Genomic DNA, 16,315 nt, shown 5'->3' on the forward strand with positions numbered 1-16,315 from the left:
GCCATGCGTGAACTGCTCGACCACCTGGAGGCGTGGTACCGGGACGGGCGCACCTTCGCGCTGGCGACCGTGGTGTCCACGCTGCGCAGTGCCCCGCGCGACGCGGGTGCGGTGATGGCGGTGTCCGCCGACGGCGTGGCGCTGGGCAGCGTCTCGGGCGGGTGCGTCGAGGGCGACGTGTACGAACTGGCGCGGGAGGTCATCGACGAGGGCCGGCCGCGTACCGCCGCCTACGGGATCAGCGACGACGACGCGCTGATGGTGGGCCTGACCTGCGGCGGCACCCTGGAGGTGTATGTCGAGCCGGTCGACCCGGCGCGCTATCCGGAGTTTCCCGCACTGATCGCCGCGCTGCGCGAAGGCCGCCCGATCACGGTCGCCACCGTGGTCGCGACCCCGGACGCGGATCGGCTCGGCACCCGCGTGGTGGTCGGCCCGGACGAGGACGGCGCGGACGAGGACGGGAGCGGTCCGTTCGTGCCCGCGCTGCGCGCGTTGCTCGCGGACGATCGCACCACGCTGGCCCGGCCGGACGGCAACGCGCTGGTTCCGGTCGAGGCGCTCGGCGTACGACAGGACGAGATCGTCTTCGTGCGCTCGTACCTGCCGCGCCCGCGCCTGCTGGTGTTCGGCTCGAACGACTACGCGGTGGCGGTGGCCCGCGCGGGCGCGTTCGCCGGGTTCCGGGTGACCGTGTGCGACGCGCGCCCGGTGTTCGCGACCGCGGAGCGTTTTCCCGACGTCGACGAGTTGGTGGTGGACTGGCCCGACCGCTACCTCGCGGACACCCGCGTGGACGGGCGCACGGCGGTGTGCGTACTCACCCACGATCCCAAGTTCGACGTGCCGGTCCTGGTCCGGGCGTTGCGCATGCCGGTCGCCTACGTCGGCGCGATGGGCAGTCGCCGGGCGCACCAGGACCGGTTGTCGCGGTTGCGCGAGGCGGGCGTGACCGAGGCCGAGTTGGCGCTGCTGCACTCCCCGATCGGCCTGGACCTCGGCGCGCGCACCCCGCAGGAGACCGCGATCGCGGTGCTCGCCGAGATCGTCCGGGCCCGCCACGGCGGCTCCGCCCGCCCGCTGTCGCTGACCGACGGCCGCATCCACCGCTGAGCACCACGCGGCCGCCGCCCCGCGAGCCGCACACCCGCACCACCTGCGCAAACACAAGCGAGGAGCCCGCCGCGCGAATCGCGCGGCGGGCTCCTCGCGGTGGCCTCGCAGGTCAGCCGGTCGGCGGTATCGCCTCGGCCAGCGCCTGGACCGCCGCGACGAAGCAGTCCGCCGGCGGGGTGACCAGGCCCGCGCCGACCTGACCGGTGCCCGCGACCTTGCCCGCGATGCCGGTGTTGATCTGCGGCAGGATGCCGGTGCGTACCACCTTGGTCACGTCGATCCCGGTCGGCGTGCCGCGGAAGTCCAGCACCGGGATCTGGTAGGCCGGGTTCTCCGCGAGGGTGATCTCGTACATCCGCCTGGTCGCGGCCAGCGCGTCGTCCACCTCGCCGCCGATGAACCGCACGATCGCCGGTGCCGCCGCCATCGCGAAGCCGCCGATACCGGCGGTCTCGGTGATCGCCGAGTCGCCGATGTCCGGGTTGGCGTCGTCCGGGCCGTACGCGCCCAGGTACAGGCCGTCCGGGACCTCGGCGGGGCCGGTGTACCAGCGGTCGCCGGTGCCGGAGACCTGGATGCCGAAGTCGGTGCCGTTGCGCGCCATCGCCACCACGAGCGAGGAACCGGGCACGTCGCGGCCCGCGTCCATCGCCAGCTTGCAGGCGGGCATGTCCAGGTTCAGGAAGAAGTGGTCGTTGCCGCCGACGAAGCGGGCCGCCTCGGCGATGTCCGAGGTCGGCGCGCCGCTGTCGATCATGTTCGGCAGCAGTTCGCGCAGCAGCATCAGGGTGCCAGCGCGGTTGCGGTTGTGGCCCTCGTCGCCCATCTGCAACATCTGCGCGATGATCGCCCGGATGTCGATCGCCTCGCCCGCGCGCACCGCGGTACGCAGCAGCGGACCGAGCACCGCGGACATCCAGCGCAGCCGCTCGATCACCTCGGGCCCGTACGCGCCGTAGCGCAGCACCTTGCCCAGGCCCTCGTTCAGCGAGCACCACGCGCGGGTGCCGTGCGTGGTGTCCTCGAGTTCGAACATCCACATCGACGGGCTGACCACGCCCGCCATCGGTCCCACCGCGTGGTGGTGATGGCACGAGTCCAGCTCGGCGTGGCCCTCGGCGAGGAACTTCTCCGCCGCCTCGGGGCTGTCGGCCAGGCCCTCGAAGAGCACCGCGCCGATCAGCGCGCCGCGCATCGGCCCGGACGCCCGCGCCCAGTCGATCGGCGGTCCGGCGTGCCGGAACTGGCCGGCCTTCAGACCCAGCGCCTCGCTCGCGGGCTTGACGTCCACCAGGTGCGGGGTGGATGCCAGCACCCGCTCGATCGCGATCTTGTTGGCCGCCTCGCGGCGCGCGTCGGCGAGCACCGCGGCCAGCGCGTCGCCGGTGCCGGGCAGCGGCGGGCGCCAGTCGACGGCGGTCACCGGTACGGCCTGCGCGGCCAGCGCGTCGGCGAGCAGATCGGCGCCGACCGTCACCACGGACGGGTCCCGGGTCAGCAGCGTGCCGCCTCGGGGATGGGGAGCACTCACGCGTCGAGCCCTTCTACGATCGCCACGGCGCGCCGGGCGGCCTCGGCATTGGACAGGTGGACCTCGGCGCCGGCGGCGGTCAGCGTGCGGGCCTGGGCGTCCAGGTCCTGCGGGTCCAGGTCGGTGCCGCACAGCGAGATCAGTACGGCGGGCGCGTCCGGTCCGGCCGCGCGCAGCACCTCGGCCAGATCGGCGGCCGGGTCCGGGTGCGCGCCGTGTCCCAGGACGACGTCCAGGAGCAGTACCGCGGTGGCCGGGTCGGCCAGTTCCTCGGCGAGCCGCTCCAGGCGCAGGCTCGGGTCGATCATCGGGTGCGGGCGGCCCGCGGTCAGGCCGTCGTCGCCGAAGTCGATCATCAGGTGCCCGGTCGTGCGCAGGTCGGCGGGCAGCGCCCAGTCGGCGCGCAGCGGGATGTTGGAGGCGATCGGGCCGAGCCGGTCGGCGGCGATGATCATCGCCTCGTCGCACAGCGTGCCGCCGCAGAACAGCCCGCGCAGCGCGCCGGTGCGGGTGGGCACGGTCCGCTCGGGACGCCAGGTCCGGTCCTGGACGCCGGCATGTCCGATCGCGGCCAGCGCCTTGGTCGCGGCGGCGGTGAGGTCCTCGCGGCCCTGGCCGAGGAAGGCCAGTTGCACCGGTGTGGACAGCGTCGAGGCGTAGCGCTCGACCTCGGCCGCGACCGAGTCGGCGGGCGGCTTGGAGACCACCACGATCAGTTCGGTGGCCGGGTCGGCGTCCAGCATCGCCAGCGCCTGGAGCGTCGAGCGGGCGCCGACCGCCTCGCTCAAATCGCGTCCGCCCACGCCCAGGCAGTGGCTGACGCCGCTGCCGGCCGCGTGCAGCAGGCACATCAGTTCCTGCGATCCGGTGCCGGAGGCGGCCACGATGCCGATCGGTCCCGGGCGCACGGAGTTGGCGAAGCCCAGGCCCACGCCGCCGACCAGCGCGGTGCCGCAGTCCGGGCCCATCACCAGGAGGCCGCGTTCGCGGCCCACGTCCTTGAGTCGGATCTCCTGCTCGACGGGCACGTTGTCGCTGAAGATCAGCACGTCCAGGCCGGCTTCGAGGGCGTCCATCGCCTCGGCGAAGGCGTGCGGTCCGGGTACCGAGACCAGCGCGAGGGTCGCGTCGGGCGTGGCGCCGGTGGCGGTACGGATCGTGCGCGGCGGGACGCCGGCGGCGGAGCCGATCCCGGTGCCGCCGCCGGTGGACAGCACCAGGGCCTGTTCGAGCACGTCGAGGGCGCGCCGCAGCGCGTCGTCGTCGTCGGCCCGGATCGCCACGATCAGGTCGTTGGGCCCGGCGCCGTCCGGGGTCTCGAAGCCCATGCCCGCCAACAGGCCGACGTTGAGTTCCGTCGCCATGGCGACGAGCGCCTTGGTGACCCCGTCCACCGCGGATACCGATCGGCTCACCTGCATCAGGCTGACCGAGTCTCGGTATGTTCCGCGGCGCAGCTCAAGCGCGCTGCTCACGGGCGCTCCTTCCTTCGGGGTACGGGAGTTCGGTGGGACCGCCGCGGCCGCGAGTGGCCCCGGCGATCGCTGGTACGAGACCTGCGTCGGCCGCCTCGGCCCCGGCCAGGACGCCGTGGGCCAGGTCCGCGCCGGAGGTGTGACCCACCGTCAGCAGGTGACGCAGGCAAGGGATGACGTCGGTGTCCCGGCCCACCGCGCCGATCAGGTCGATCAGTTGCGCACAGCCGTCGCCGCGGACGGCGTGGCCGAGCAGCGCGGCGGACAGGTCGGTGGTGCGGCCCGGGGCGTGTGCCGCGACGCGGGCACCGAGGGCGCTCGCGTACCGGCCGCCGGCCGGGTCGGGCGCGAGCAGGCGCAGCGCGAGCAGGAAGCCGCACAGCGCGTCGTCGCCGCTGGGGGTCAGGCCCGGGCCCAGGCCGATCAGCCGCAGCGCGGCGGCGTACGCCCGTTCGGGGTCGGTCGCGACGTGTCGGCCCAGCTCGGCCAGGTCGGCCCGCGCGTCGGCGGACAGACCGGTGCGTACCGGCTCCAGTGCGGTGCGCAGCGTGGCGCGGCCGGCCCGGCGGGTGTCGGCGTCGCCCGGTGCGGGCGGGCGCGGCGGGGTCCACCAGCGGGCCGCCGACACCCGCAGCGGGCCGACGCGCACCCGGCCGTCGCCGATCCGGGCGTGGCGGTGGCCGACGAGTGCGGGAAAGGGGGACGCGGAGCTGCGGCCGGCGAGCACGAGCGCGTTGGGCAGTCGGACCGCGTCGTGCGTGCACAGGGCCAGGACCGTGCCGTCCGGGTCGGCGAGGTAGATCGCGGCCGGGAAGACGCCGAGCACCCGCGCGGGCCGGGTCGGCGCGCACAGTGCCGCGCGGATCCGCTCGGAGGCCGAGCCCGGCATCGTCACGGTCACCGGATCGCCGCTGTCTCCCGGGTCTACCACGGTGGTGCCTCCCGGGAACGGTGCGGAATCGAGGTGGTGTGGAGCGGATGCGAAGTGGTACGGGGATCGACGTGCCATCCGTGTCGAGTGCCGTCGTGTCGAGTGCCGCCGTATCGGGTGCCGCCGGGTCGAGCGGTGCCGAGTCGAGTGACGCCGGGTCCCACGGCGCCGGGTCCGACGACGCCCCTGGTCGAAACGGTGCGAAGTCGATGATCGACACGGTGTGGTCGAGGCCCCCGGGGCGGAGGGGCACCGGTGTGACCTGTCATCCGGTGCCACTCAAATCGGACCGGCTCAATGTCTGTTGTGAACGTAATCCAATGGCTATGGTCCTCGAATGGAGCAAGTTGCCAACCTTGGCGCAGATAATTCGCGTAATTTGCCAAGCCCTGGTGGAAGTCCGGGCGGGGTGCGAACCGCGAGTACCGGCACGCTCGTCCGCGGCGTCGCGGTGCGCGACGTGCTGAGCCTCTCCAGCCTGTCCGGCGCCCGGCTGATGGCCGGCGAGCGCGGCCTGGACCGCGTCGTGCAGCGGCTCAACGTAATGGAGGTCCCGGACATCCTGCCCTGGACCAAACCGCACGAACTCCTGCTGACCACCGGCTACCCGCTGCGCGAGACCCCGCAGTCCCTGTGCGACCTGGTGACCGAGCTGGAGTCGCGCCGGCTCGCCGCCGTGGGCATCAAGCTGGGCCGCTACCTGGACGAGTTGCCCGCCGACATGCTCGAGGCCGCCGACCGGGTGGGCCTGCCGATCATCCGGCTGCCCGACGACGTCGCCTTCGACGACATCCTCAACCAGGTTCTCACCGACATCCTCAACCGGCAGGCCGCGGTGCTGGCCCGCTCCGAGGAGGCGCACCGGGCACTGGTCAGCGTGGTGCTCGCGGGCGGGGGCCTGGAGGCGATCACCGACGAGCTCAGTCGGCTGCTCGGCGGCACCGTCATGGTCACCACGCCCGACGGCCGGCTGCTCGCGTCGTCGGCCGCCGAACAGGTCGCGGCCACATCGGGCGGGCGCGGCGTGTTCGACGCCACCGGCCGCTTCCGCGTGGAGCGCTTCAAGCACGGCGCGCGGGCCCTGGAGGACCCGACCACCGGGGTGGCCCTGGTGCCGATCCTGGCCGGCGCCCTCGACCACGGCCGGGTCGTCCTGATCTCCGCCGGGCGCACGCTCGACGAGAGCGACATCCAGGTGTTGGAACGGGCCGCCGCCACCGCGGCGCTGGTGATCACCAAGGAGCTCGCGGTCGCCGCCGTGGAGAGCAAGTACCAGGGCGACTTCATGCGCGACCTGCTGGCCGGCCGGGCCGGCGACGCGGCGCACACCGTGCGGCACTGCGCGTCGCTGGGCTGGGCGATCGACCGCCCGCTGACCGTGGTGGTAGCGCAGTTGGAACCGGGCGAGGGCCTGGACCCGGAGTCGGACGACCTGCGGCCCGCACACGAACGCTTCGCCACCGCGTGGGGCATCGTGGTGCGCGAACGCGATCCGCGCGCGGCCGTGGTCGGCTACAGCCAGGAGGTCGTGGTGGTGATGGGCGCCTCCGAGCGCACCCCGCCCGGCGAGTTGGTCCGGCACATGGTCGCCCAGGTCTCCGGCGACGGCGGCGGCGGACGCCGCTCGTTCTCCACCGGGGTCAGCCGCGTGGTCACCGACCCCGCGCTGCTGCCCGAGGCCTACGAACAGGCACGCCGCGCGGCCAAGGTCGGCCGGCAGATGCACGGCCCGGGCGGCATCGCCGACTTCGACAGCCTGGGCGTGTACCGCCTGCTCAGCCTGGTCCCCGACTCGGCCGAACTGACCAGCTTCATGCGGGAGACCCTCGGCGAACTCGCGAGCCGTGAGGACGAGGAGACCACCGATCTGCGCACCACCCTGGAGGTGCTGCTCGACACCAACCTGAACGTGGCCGAGACGGCCCGGATCCTGCATTTCCACTACAACACGCTGCGCTACCGGATCGGCAAACTGGAACGGCTGCTCGGCGCGTTCACCACGGATTCGCATCTTCGGCTCAACATCATGCTGGCGCTCCAGGTGCGTCGCATGCGCGGGCTGTAGCGTAGCGCGCACGTACGGAGAGACCCTTGGTTGTTCATCCATACGCCGAGACGAGTCGGCAACAAACCTTGGGTGAATTCCACAACACCACCAGGCCGGATCTGTCAGCTATCACCCAAGCCGCAGTGTCCGACCCGTCCATAACCTTCCCCCAACCTCGTGGCGAGAACGGCGAACATCACCGGATCGCGCTCACCGTGCCGGGTCGTGCGACAACGAATCGCCCTCGCACCCCCCTACGCCTGGAAGGCGGCTGAACATGGCACTCGGCTTGGGATGGAAGCTCTACGGGGACGGCAGCACCCCACCTCCGGGTGAGGTCGTACGCCCCGACGAACGGCTCTCGTGGGGTCGGACCATCGGTCTGGGCGCACAGCACATCGTCGCGATGTTCGGCGCGACATTCGTATTCCCGGTGGTCATGGGTCTGGACCCGAACCTGGCCATCATGATGTCGGGTCTGGCCACGGTGGTCTTCCTGCTCATCGTGCAGGGCAAGATCCCCAGCTACCTCGGCACCAGCGCCGCGTTCGTCGGCGCGGTCGCCACCATCCGCGCCTCCGGCGGCTCCAGCGCGACGGTGACCGGCGCGATCCTGGTCGCCGGTGCGGTACTCGCGCTCGCCGGCGTCCTGATCCACCTGCTCGGCGCCGAACTCGTCAACAAGGCGCTGCCGCCGGTGGTCACCGGCGCCGTGGTGTTGCTGATCGGCTTCAACCTGGCTCCCGTGGTGGCCGAGGTGTACTGGCCGCAGGACCAGTGGATCGCCATCCTGACGATGACCGCGGTGATCGCGATGACCGTGCTGCTGCGCGGCTTCTGGTCCCGGATCGCGATCTTCCTCGGCCTGGTCTTCGGCTACGCGATGTCGTGGCTGTTCGACAAGGGCTTCGGGCAGATCACCTCGGCCCAGCCCGGTCAGCACGACGGCAAGGAGTTCGCGCACGACCGCGTCGACTTCTCCGGCGTCACCTCCGCCGACTGGTTCGGGCTGCCCTCCACGCACGCCCCGGACTTCAAGACCTCGGCGATCCTGGTCGCGCTGCCCGCCGTGATCGCGCTGATCGCGGAGAACGCCGGCCACGTCAAGGCGGTCTCCGAGATGACCGGCGCCGACCTGGACGGCAGCCTGGGCAAGGCGATCACCGCGGACGGCCTGGGCACCGTGATGGCCAGCGCGGTGGGCGGCTCGCCCACCACCACCTACGCCGAGAACATCGGCGTCATGGCGGCCACCCGGGTCTACTCCACCGCCGCCTACTACGTGGCCGCCGCGGTCGCCGTGTTGTTCGGCCTGTGTCCCAAGTTCGGCGCGCTGATCGCGGCCACCCCCGGTGGCGTGCTCGGCGGTATCACCGTCGTGCTCTACGGCATGATCGGCCTGCTCGGCGCCAAGATCTGGATCGAGAACAAGGTCGACTTCGCCAACCCGATCAACCTGGTCCCGGTCGCGGCCGGCGTGGTGATCGGCATCGGCGGCGTCGCGATCGAGTTCAACGACGACTTCACCATCGAGGGCATCGCGCTGGGCACCATAGTCACCCTGGTGATCTACCACGTCCTGCACGCCCTGGCCCCCGCGCACATGCGCGACCCCAAGGCCCCCGCCGACGTCGAACTCGAGGGCGGCACCGCGCTGTCCCTGGGCACCGTGGAGGAACACCGGCCCGCGGAGCAGTCATTGACCGGCTCCACCGCCGCTCCGCCGCACCGAACGCCGCCGTCGAGCTGACGCCGACCCACGACGCGCACCACCGCACGCGACACCAGGAGGAGACGACACCGTGAAGCCGCCGGCATTTCGATATCACGCACCGACCGATCTGGCCGAGGCCCTCGACGTCCTGGACGGGGTCGGCCACGACGGAAAGGTCCTCGCCGGCGGCCAGAGTCTGATCCCGATGCTGAACATGAGACTCGCGGCCCCGGCCAACCTGGTCGACATCAACGGGCTCGCCGAACTCTCCTATGTCCGCACCGACCCCGGCGGCGTCGCGGTGGGCGCGCTCGCCCGGCACGCCGAGGTCGAGGCGGACGAGGCCGCACACGCGGTCGTCCCACTGCTGCGCCAGGGCCTGCGCCTGGTCGCCCACCCGGTGATCCGCAACCGGGGCACCACCGTGGGCAGCCTCGCGCACGCCGACCCCTCCGGCGAGATGACCGCCGTACTGGCCCTGCTCGGCGGCTCGATGACGCTGGCCCGCAAGGGAGCCACCCGCACCGTGCCCGCCGAGGACTTCTTCGTCGGGCCGCTGGAGGCGTGCATCGAGGCCGGCGAACTGGCCGTGGCCGCCTACTTCCCCCGGCTGCCGGGTCGCACCGGCACCGAATTCGTGGAGATCGCCCGCCGACACGGCGACTACGCGATGTGCGGCGTCGCGGCGGCGGTCACCGTCGACGACGACCTGCGGATCGTCTCCGCCCGGGCCGCCTACCTCTCGCTCTCGCCGGTACCGCTCGTGCTCGACCTGACCGACGCGCTGATCGGCCGTACCGCCGACACCGCCGGCTGGCAGGACGCGGCGACCCTCGCGTCCTCGAGTCTGGAACCCGAGCCGGACATCCACGCCACCGCCGAGTACCGCGCGCAGTTGGCCGGCGTACTCACCGTCCGCGCGCTGCGCACCGCCACCGAGCGCGCGGCCCAGGTCGACCCGAACCCCGACGCAGCACGCGACACCGGCACCAACGAGCGGAGCGCCCGATGACCGAGACGCAGATCCCCACCGAACAACGCCTCGACATCCGGCTCAGCGTGAACGGCGTACTGCACACCACCACCGTCACCCCGCGCCGACTGCTCTCCGACTGCCTGCGCCACGACCTGGGCCTGACCGGCACCCACGTGGGCTGCGAGCACGGCGTGTGCGGCGCGTGCACCATCCAGGTCGACGGCAAGCCGATGCGTGGTTGCCTGATGTTCGCCGTCAGCGCGCAGGGCCACGAGATCACCACGGTCGAGGGGCTGGCCGACGCCGACGGCACCATGCACCCCGTGCAGCAGGCCTTCCGCGAGTGCCACGGACTCCAGTGCGGGTTCTGCACACCCGGCTTCCTCACCGTCGTCTCCGCCTTCCTGGAGGAGAACCCGACGCCGACCGAGGAGGAGGCACGCGAGGCGATCTCGGGCAACCTGTGTCGCTGTACCGGGTACCAGAACATCGTGAAGTCGGTGCTGCGCGCCGCCGAGATCACCAGCGAACGCCGGGCCGACGAGCAGTCCGAGGGGGACGCCCGATGACCACCAAGATGTTCGGCGCACCCGTGCAACGCACCGAGGACCTGCGCCTGTTGGTCGGCAACGGCCGCTACCTCGACGACCTGGGCGAGGGCTCCTACGAGGCCGCGTTCGTCCGCAGCCCGCACGCCCGCGCCCGGATCACCGGGATCGACGTCACCGGTGCGCTCGACGTCGACGGTTTGGTCGCCATCTACACCTACGAGGACCTGACCGGCCGGGTCGCCGAGCCGCTCCCGCTGCTCATCCCGCACCCCGCGCTCACCCACGGCCGCACCGCGTACCCGCTGGCCAAGGAGTTCGTCAACCACGTCGGCGAGGCCGTCGTGATGGTCGTCGCCCGGGACCGCTACCTGGCCGAGGACGCCTGCGAGCGGATCACCGTCGAGTACGAACCGCTGCCGCCCGTGGTCGGCATCGAGAACGCCTTCCGCGCCGACCGCCTGGTGCACGAGGACGTTCCCGGCAACTGCGCGGCGCACTTCGTCCAGGAGGTCGGCGACGCGCCCGCGGCGATCGCCGCCGCGCCGAACCGGCTGGAGTTGAAGCTCGACATCGAGCGCAGCGCGTGCATGCCGATGGAGGGTCGCGGGGTATACGCCCGCTGGGACGCCGCCGACGCGAGCCTGCGCGTGTACACCTCCACACAGACCTCCACCGGCGTGCGCGCGGCCGTCGCGGCCAAGCTGGACCTGCCACTGGACCGGGTCGAGTGCGTCACCCCCGACGTCGGCGGCGGCTTCGGCGTCAAGATCGTGCACCCGTGGCCGGAGGAGATCCTCGTCCCGTGGGCGGCCCGACTGCTCGACCACGAGGTCAAGTGGACCGAGGACCGCCGCGAGCACTTCATCTCCGCCGCGCACGAGCGCGGGCAGTTGCAGACCGTACGGGTCGGCTTCGACGACGACGGCCGACTGCTCGGCCTGGACGTGGAGATCCTGCACGACAACGGCGCCTACACGCCGTACGGGATCATCGTGCCGATCATCACCTCCACCCAGTTGCTCGGCCCGTACAAGCCCGGCGCCTACCGGGTGGACTTCCGCAGCCTGTACACGAACACGGTGATAGTCACCCCCTACCGCGGCGCCGGGCGTCCGCAGGGCGTGTTCGCGATGGAGCGCGCGATGGACGCGATCGCCGACCACCTGGGCAAGGACCGCACCGAGGTGCGCGCGGTCAACTTCATCAAACCCGACGAGATGCCGTACGACCACGGCCTGCTCTTCCAGGACGGCCGACCGCTGATCTACGACTCGGGCGACTTCCCCGGGTCGTTGGAGGCGCTGAAGAAGCTGGTCGGCTGGGACGAGTTCGAGGCCTACCGCGCACAGGCGCGGGCCGAGGGCCGCCGGGTCGGGATCGGCGTGGCGTGCTACGTCGAGGGCACCGGCGTGGGCCCGTACGAGGGTGGTCACGTCCAGATCGAGACCACCGGCAAGGTCAACGTCGCCACCGGGTTGACCAGCCAGGGCCAGGGCCACCAGACGGTGTTCGCGCAGATCGTCGCCGACGAACTGGGCGTACCGCTCGAGGACGTCACGGTGACCACCGGCGACACCCGCCGATTCCCGTACGCGGTCGGCACGTTCGCGTCGCGCGCGGCGGTGATGAGCGGCAACGCCATCGCGCTGGCCGCACGCAACGTCAAGGCGAAGGCGCTGCGGATCGCGGGCGAGGCGCTGGAGGCCGACCCGCGCGACCTGGAGATCGTCGACGGGCACGTACGCGTCAAGGGCAGCCCGGGCTCGTCGGTCGCGCTCGGCACGGTCGCGGTGTTGTCCAACCCGCTGCGCTACGCCTTCGACGAGGCGTCCCAAGCGGCCACCCAGCTCACCGGCGCCGCCGACTTCTCCAAGCTGCCGGTCCCCGAAGGCGAGGAACCGGGCCTGGAGGGCCGCGACTACTACTCGCCGCCGACCGCCACCTTCGCCAACGGCATGCATGCCGTGATCGTGGAGACCGATCCCGACACCGCCGAGATCCGCATCCTGCGCTACTGCGTCGTGCACGACTGCGGGCACCTGATCAACCCGATGATCGTCGAGGGCCAGGTGCACGGCGGCGTCGCGCAGGGCGTCGGCGGCGCGCTGTACGAGCGGATGGAGTACGACGAGCACGGGCAGTTGGTCAACGCCTCGTTCATGGACTTCCTGATGCCGTACGCCAGCGAGGTCCCGAAGATCGAGATCGACCACCTGGAGACGCCCTCCCCGCTCAACCCGCTCGGCATCAAGGGTGCCGGCGAGGCGGGCGTGATCCCCGCGGCGGCCGTGTTCGCCTCCGCGATCGAGGACGCCGAGGGCTTCCCGATCGTGCGGATGCCGATCCAGCCGTCCGAACTCTTCCACCTGCGCAAGCGGTTCGCCGCCGGCGAGATCCCGGCCCTGCGCCGCGGCGCCGACCATGCCGCCGGCACCCACCGTTAAGGAGCACGTCGCACCATGAAGGTCCAAGGAAACGCCATCCTGAACGCGCCGGCCGACAAGGTCTGGGCGGCGCTGAACGACCCGGCCGTGCTCACCCGCACCATCCCCGGCTGCGAGAAGCTCGAGGAGACCGGCCCCGACGCGTACCGGATGACGGTGACGATGGGCGTCGCCTCGATCAAGGGCACCTACCTGGGCAACGTGCAGCTCACCGACCAGGTACCGCCCGGCTCGTTCATGCTCAAGGCGTCCGGCTCGGGCGGCCCGGGCACGGTAAGCGCCGAGGTCAAGGTCACCCTGGAGGACATCGACGGCGGGCGGACCCGGCTGGAGTACGACGCCGAGGCCGTGGTGGGCGGGGTGATCGGCGGGGTCGGGCAGCGCATGCTGACGGGCGTCGCCAAGAAGACGGCGGGCGAGTTCTTCAAGTCGGTCGACAAGATCCTGACCGGGCAGACGCCGCTCACCCCGGTGCCCGCGGCGGTCAACGGAACCGCCGTGGTGGCGCGGGCCGATGACGCCGGCGCGGCCGCGCCGGCCGGCGGCTACGCGGCCCCGGCGGCGGCCTCGTCGTTCGGCGGCGACGACTTCGCCAAGGGTGCGCTGTTCGGCGCCGCGGTGGCGCTGCTCGGCGCGATCGTCGGCGGCGTGATCGCCCGTCGTCGCTGATCCACTGATCGGATCCGATCGGCAACCGATCGGGAAAGGGAGTTGGCATGCGTGCGTTCACGGCGGCGGCCGTCCAGGTCGTGCCCCGGCCGGGACCGCTCACGGCGGCGGTGGTCGAGGCGAACATCGCCCACGCGCTGGACTGGGTCACCCGCTGCGTCGAGTCCACCGGTGCCGAGTTGGTCGTGCTGCCGGAGAGCGTGACCACCGGCTTCACCCCGGCGCTGAGCGCCGAGGAGTTGTGGGACCTGGTCGACGACGTGCCGGGCGCGCTCACCGAGCCGTTCCAGGAGCGGGCCCGGGAGCTGGGCGTGCACCTGGTGTGGGGCACCTACGAACGCGGGGACGACCGCGGGGTCGTGTACAACTCGTCCGTGCTGGCCGGGCCGGACGGTCGGGTGCTCGGCGTCTACCGCAAGACCCACCCGTTCGGGCCCGAACTGCGATCGCGCGGTGGGTGGGTCACCCCGGGCGAGTACGTCAGCGTGGTGGAGACCGACCTCGGTCGGATCGGCATGATCATCTGCTTCGACGGCGACTACCCGGAGCTGAGCCGGATCCAGGCGGTGCACGGCGCCGAGGTGATCTGCCGCCCGTCGGCCCTGCTGCGCTCCGCCGACCTGTGGGAACTCACCTGCCGGGCGAGGGCGTACGACAACCACGTCTACGTGATCGGCGCCAACGCCACCGGCAGCGACCCGGCCGGTGTGCTGTACTTCGGCAATTCGATGATCGTCACCCCGGGCGCCGAGGTGATCGCGCGCGGCTCCTCGCACGAGGGCTGGGTCTCCGCCCACCTGGACCCGGAGCGGGCGTTGGCGTCGCTGACCCCGGGGTCGAACGTGCCCCAGGTCTTCGACCACCTGGCCGACCGCAACCTGGACCTGATCGCCAACTACGCGGACGACCTGGTGCGTCCGGCGAAGACCACCTTCCCGCACGGCTGAGCACCGCACGAACGCGATGCCCCGGCCCGGCGGATCGGGCCGGGGCATCGTGCACGCGGCGGCGCGCGTACACCCGGCTGCTCGCCCGGGTGCCGCCCGGCGCCGACGGCGGCTACTTGCCGAATCGCCGTTCGCGACTCGCGTACGAGCGCAGCGCGCGCAGGAAGTCCACGTGCCGGAACGCCGGCCAGTAGCAGTCCACCCAGTGCATCTCCGCGTACGCGGACTGCCAGAGCAGGAAGCCGGACAGCCGCTGCTCTCCCGAGGTGCGGATGATGAAGTCGGTGTGCGCGGCGGTCGGCGAGTACAGATGCCGGGAGATGTCCTCGATATCGAACCGTTCGACCAGTTCGGCCGGGTCCCCGCCGGCCGCGATGTGTGCCTCGAAGGCGCTCTTGACCGCGTCGACGATCTCCCGTCGGCCGCCGTAGCCGACCGCGACGTCCACTCTCAGCCCACCGCGCCCATTCGTCGCGGCGGTGGCCGTCTTGAGCACCCGGGCGCCGGCACCGGGCAGCATGTCGAGCGAGCCGATCACCCGCACTTCCCAGGGCCGGCCTTCGGCCGTGATGTCCCGGACCGTCTCCTCGATGATCTCGATCAGCGGGCCGAGTTCTTCCGCGGGTCGGCCGAGGTTGTCGTCGGAGAGCATGAAGAGGGTCACGTGCTCGATTCCCGCGGCGGTGCACCAGCCCAGGAACTCGGTCACCTTGGCGCCACCCGCCCGGTACCCCTCCCGGACATCCGCGTGCCCCGCCTTCCGGGCCCAGCGCCGGTTGCCGTCGAGCATGATCCCGACGTGCCGTGGGCGCGGCAGACCTATCAGGGTGGCGGCCAATCGGCGTTCGTACACCGCTTCGATCGGCCGCCGCAGGAACAGCGGGAGCAGCTTCATGCACCATCTCCATCGCGTGGGAAAACCCTCGGCGGACCCTACCAGGGACGTTCCCACCCGCTCGGCGAGCGCACTCAACGGCTTTATCACTCAGGACACTTGCACACCTCCCGTCTCTCGACGCCGCGGTGCCGCGGGAGCGGGCTCGCCTCGGTGCCCCGCCTGTGCCGGGCGGCGCGGGTCGGGCCGGAACACGGTCGGGTCGATACCGTGCGCCGGATCGAGGACGACGCGTTGATCGACAGGGCGGGCGAGCTCCCGTACTGTGCGTGCCGACAACGGCGTGACTCGGGGGGAAATCGACATGGAGTACCTCTTCTATTGTCGCGACAAGCCGGGAACCAGGGCTCTGCGTGACGAACTCCTGGAAGCCCATTGGTCGTTCATGGACGGGTACGCCGAGGGGATGATCGCCCGCGGGCCGACGTTCGCCCCCGACGGGGAGACGGTGACCGGCAGCGTCCACATCGTCGACCTGCCGGACGCCGAGGCCGCGCGCGTGTTCGCGTTCGCGGAGCCGAACCACCGGGCGGGCGTGTACGAGGAAGCGGTGCTGATCCGGCGTTGGCACAACACGCTCGGCCGGAAAATGTGGGATTTCAAGGGGAGTTCGGAAGGCCACCCGCGATTCCTGATCCTCGGCCACGCCAAGGCGGGCGTGGCCGCGACCCGGGATCGGCTGCGGGAGGAGCAACGCCGTTGGCTACTCCACGGCGACCACCGGGAAAACCTGATCGTCCTTGGGCCGTTGCTCTCCGACGACGCCGCCGAGGACTGGCTGGGCACCGCGATCCTGGCCGAACTACCGGACCGCGCCGCCGCGGAGGGCCTGTTGGCCCAGGGGCCGTACGCGCGGGCCGGCCTGTACCGGAACATCGAAGTCCACGACTGGTGCTTCGGCGGCCGCACGGAGGACTAGGGTCCGGCGGATCTCGGCGGGTTCGCCCACGATGCCTCCTCTCCCGGACGTGAGCCCCGAGGATCCCCGCCCCGGTGCTGGATCGGGAGCCTCTCCCCGC

At 71.9% G+C, this 16,315-nt stretch carries 13 protein-coding genes; 9 read left to right on the forward strand and 4 right to left on the reverse strand.

Going from position 1 to position 16,315, the window contains the following annotated elements; translation table 11 throughout:
* Positions 1 to 3: 3 nt before the first annotated feature.
* Positions 4 to 1,113: an XdhC family protein gene (locus ACWCPW_RS27690; RefSeq protein ID WP_449764310.1), complete on the forward strand. Its 1,110-nt coding sequence runs from the start codon at positions 4 to 6 to the stop codon at positions 1,111 to 1,113.
* Positions 1,114 to 1,225: 112 nt separating this feature from the next.
* Here ACWCPW_RS27690 and ACWCPW_RS27695 read toward each other — a convergent pair whose 3' ends face one another.
* From ACWCPW_RS27695 to ACWCPW_RS27705, 3 genes are read right to left on the reverse strand one after another with little or no spacing between them, the layout of a single operon-like run.
* Entirely contained in the window at positions 1,226 to 2,647 is a 1,422-nt protein-coding gene (locus ACWCPW_RS27695) for a DUF1116 domain-containing protein (protein ID WP_449764311.1), read from the reverse strand.
* A complete protein-coding gene (locus ACWCPW_RS27700; RefSeq protein WP_449764312.1) occupies positions 2,644 to 4,122 on the reverse strand; it encodes an FdrA family protein in 1,479 nt (492 codons plus the stop codon). Before ACWCPW_RS27700 ends, ACWCPW_RS27695 begins: the two co-directional genes overlap by 4 nt.
* The gene (locus ACWCPW_RS27705; protein WP_449764313.1) at positions 4,106 to 5,053 is read right to left on the reverse strand and encodes a DUF2877 domain-containing protein; all 948 of its coding nucleotides are present in this window, start codon (positions 5,051 to 5,053) and stop codon (positions 4,106 to 4,108) included. The genes ACWCPW_RS27700 and ACWCPW_RS27705 overlap by 17 nt, the downstream gene beginning before the upstream one ends.
* A gap of 409 nt (positions 5,054 to 5,462) precedes the next feature.
* Here ACWCPW_RS27705 and ACWCPW_RS27710 point away from each other — a divergent pair, with 409 nt between their 5' ends.
* The 7 genes from ACWCPW_RS27710 to ACWCPW_RS27740 all read left to right on the forward strand — a co-directional run bounded on the left by ACWCPW_RS27710 (position 5,463) and on the right by ACWCPW_RS27740 (position 14,401).
* On the forward strand, positions 5,463 to 7,118 hold the full coding sequence (locus ACWCPW_RS27710) for a PucR family transcriptional regulator (RefSeq protein WP_449764314.1): 1,656 nt from the start codon (positions 5,463 to 5,465) through the stop codon (positions 7,116 to 7,118).
* Between the two features lie 259 nt (positions 7,119 to 7,377).
* Positions 7,378 to 8,850, forward strand: coding sequence for a uracil-xanthine permease family protein (locus ACWCPW_RS27715; RefSeq protein ID WP_449764315.1), 1,473 nt, complete (start codon positions 7,378 to 7,380; stop codon positions 8,848 to 8,850).
* Between the two features lie 52 nt (positions 8,851 to 8,902).
* Positions 8,903 to 9,826, forward strand: coding sequence for an FAD binding domain-containing protein (locus ACWCPW_RS27720; protein ID WP_449764316.1), 924 nt, complete (start codon positions 8,903 to 8,905; stop codon positions 9,824 to 9,826).
* Complete coding sequence (locus ACWCPW_RS27725; RefSeq protein ID WP_395870185.1) at positions 9,823 to 10,359, forward strand: (2Fe-2S)-binding protein; 537 nt, start codon at positions 9,823 to 9,825, stop codon at positions 10,357 to 10,359. The genes ACWCPW_RS27720 and ACWCPW_RS27725 overlap by 4 nt, the downstream gene beginning before the upstream one ends.
* A complete protein-coding gene (cutA, locus tag ACWCPW_RS27730; RefSeq protein WP_449764317.1) occupies positions 10,356 to 12,785 on the forward strand; it encodes an aerobic carbon-monoxide dehydrogenase large subunit in 2,430 nt (809 codons plus the stop codon). The genes ACWCPW_RS27725 and cutA overlap by 4 nt, the downstream gene beginning before the upstream one ends.
* A 15-nt stretch (positions 12,786 to 12,800) precedes the next feature.
* Positions 12,801 to 13,454, forward strand: coding sequence for an SRPBCC family protein (locus tag ACWCPW_RS27735; RefSeq protein WP_449764318.1), 654 nt, complete (start codon positions 12,801 to 12,803; stop codon positions 13,452 to 13,454).
* A gap of 47 nt (positions 13,455 to 13,501) precedes the next feature.
* Positions 13,502 to 14,401 carry a carbon-nitrogen hydrolase family protein gene (locus ACWCPW_RS27740; RefSeq protein WP_449764319.1) on the forward strand — a complete coding sequence of 300 codons (900 nt, stop codon included), beginning with the start codon at positions 13,502 to 13,504 and terminating at the stop codon, positions 14,399 to 14,401.
* 112 nt (positions 14,402 to 14,513) lie between these two features.
* Here the strand turns inward: ACWCPW_RS27740 and ACWCPW_RS27745 are convergent, their stop codons facing one another.
* Entirely contained in the window at positions 14,514 to 15,296 is a 783-nt protein-coding gene (locus tag ACWCPW_RS27745) for an isoprenyl transferase (RefSeq protein ID WP_449764320.1), read from the reverse strand.
* 304 nt (positions 15,297 to 15,600) lie between these two features.
* On the opposite strand from ACWCPW_RS27745, the gene ACWCPW_RS27750 reads away from it, so the two are divergent.
* Positions 15,601 to 16,215, forward strand: coding sequence for a YciI family protein (locus ACWCPW_RS27750; RefSeq protein WP_449764321.1), 615 nt, complete (start codon positions 15,601 to 15,603; stop codon positions 16,213 to 16,215).
* The last annotated feature ends 100 nt before the right edge of the window (positions 16,216 to 16,315 follow it).

The sequence above is a fragment of the Embleya sp. NPDC001921 genome, assembly GCF_053594475.1.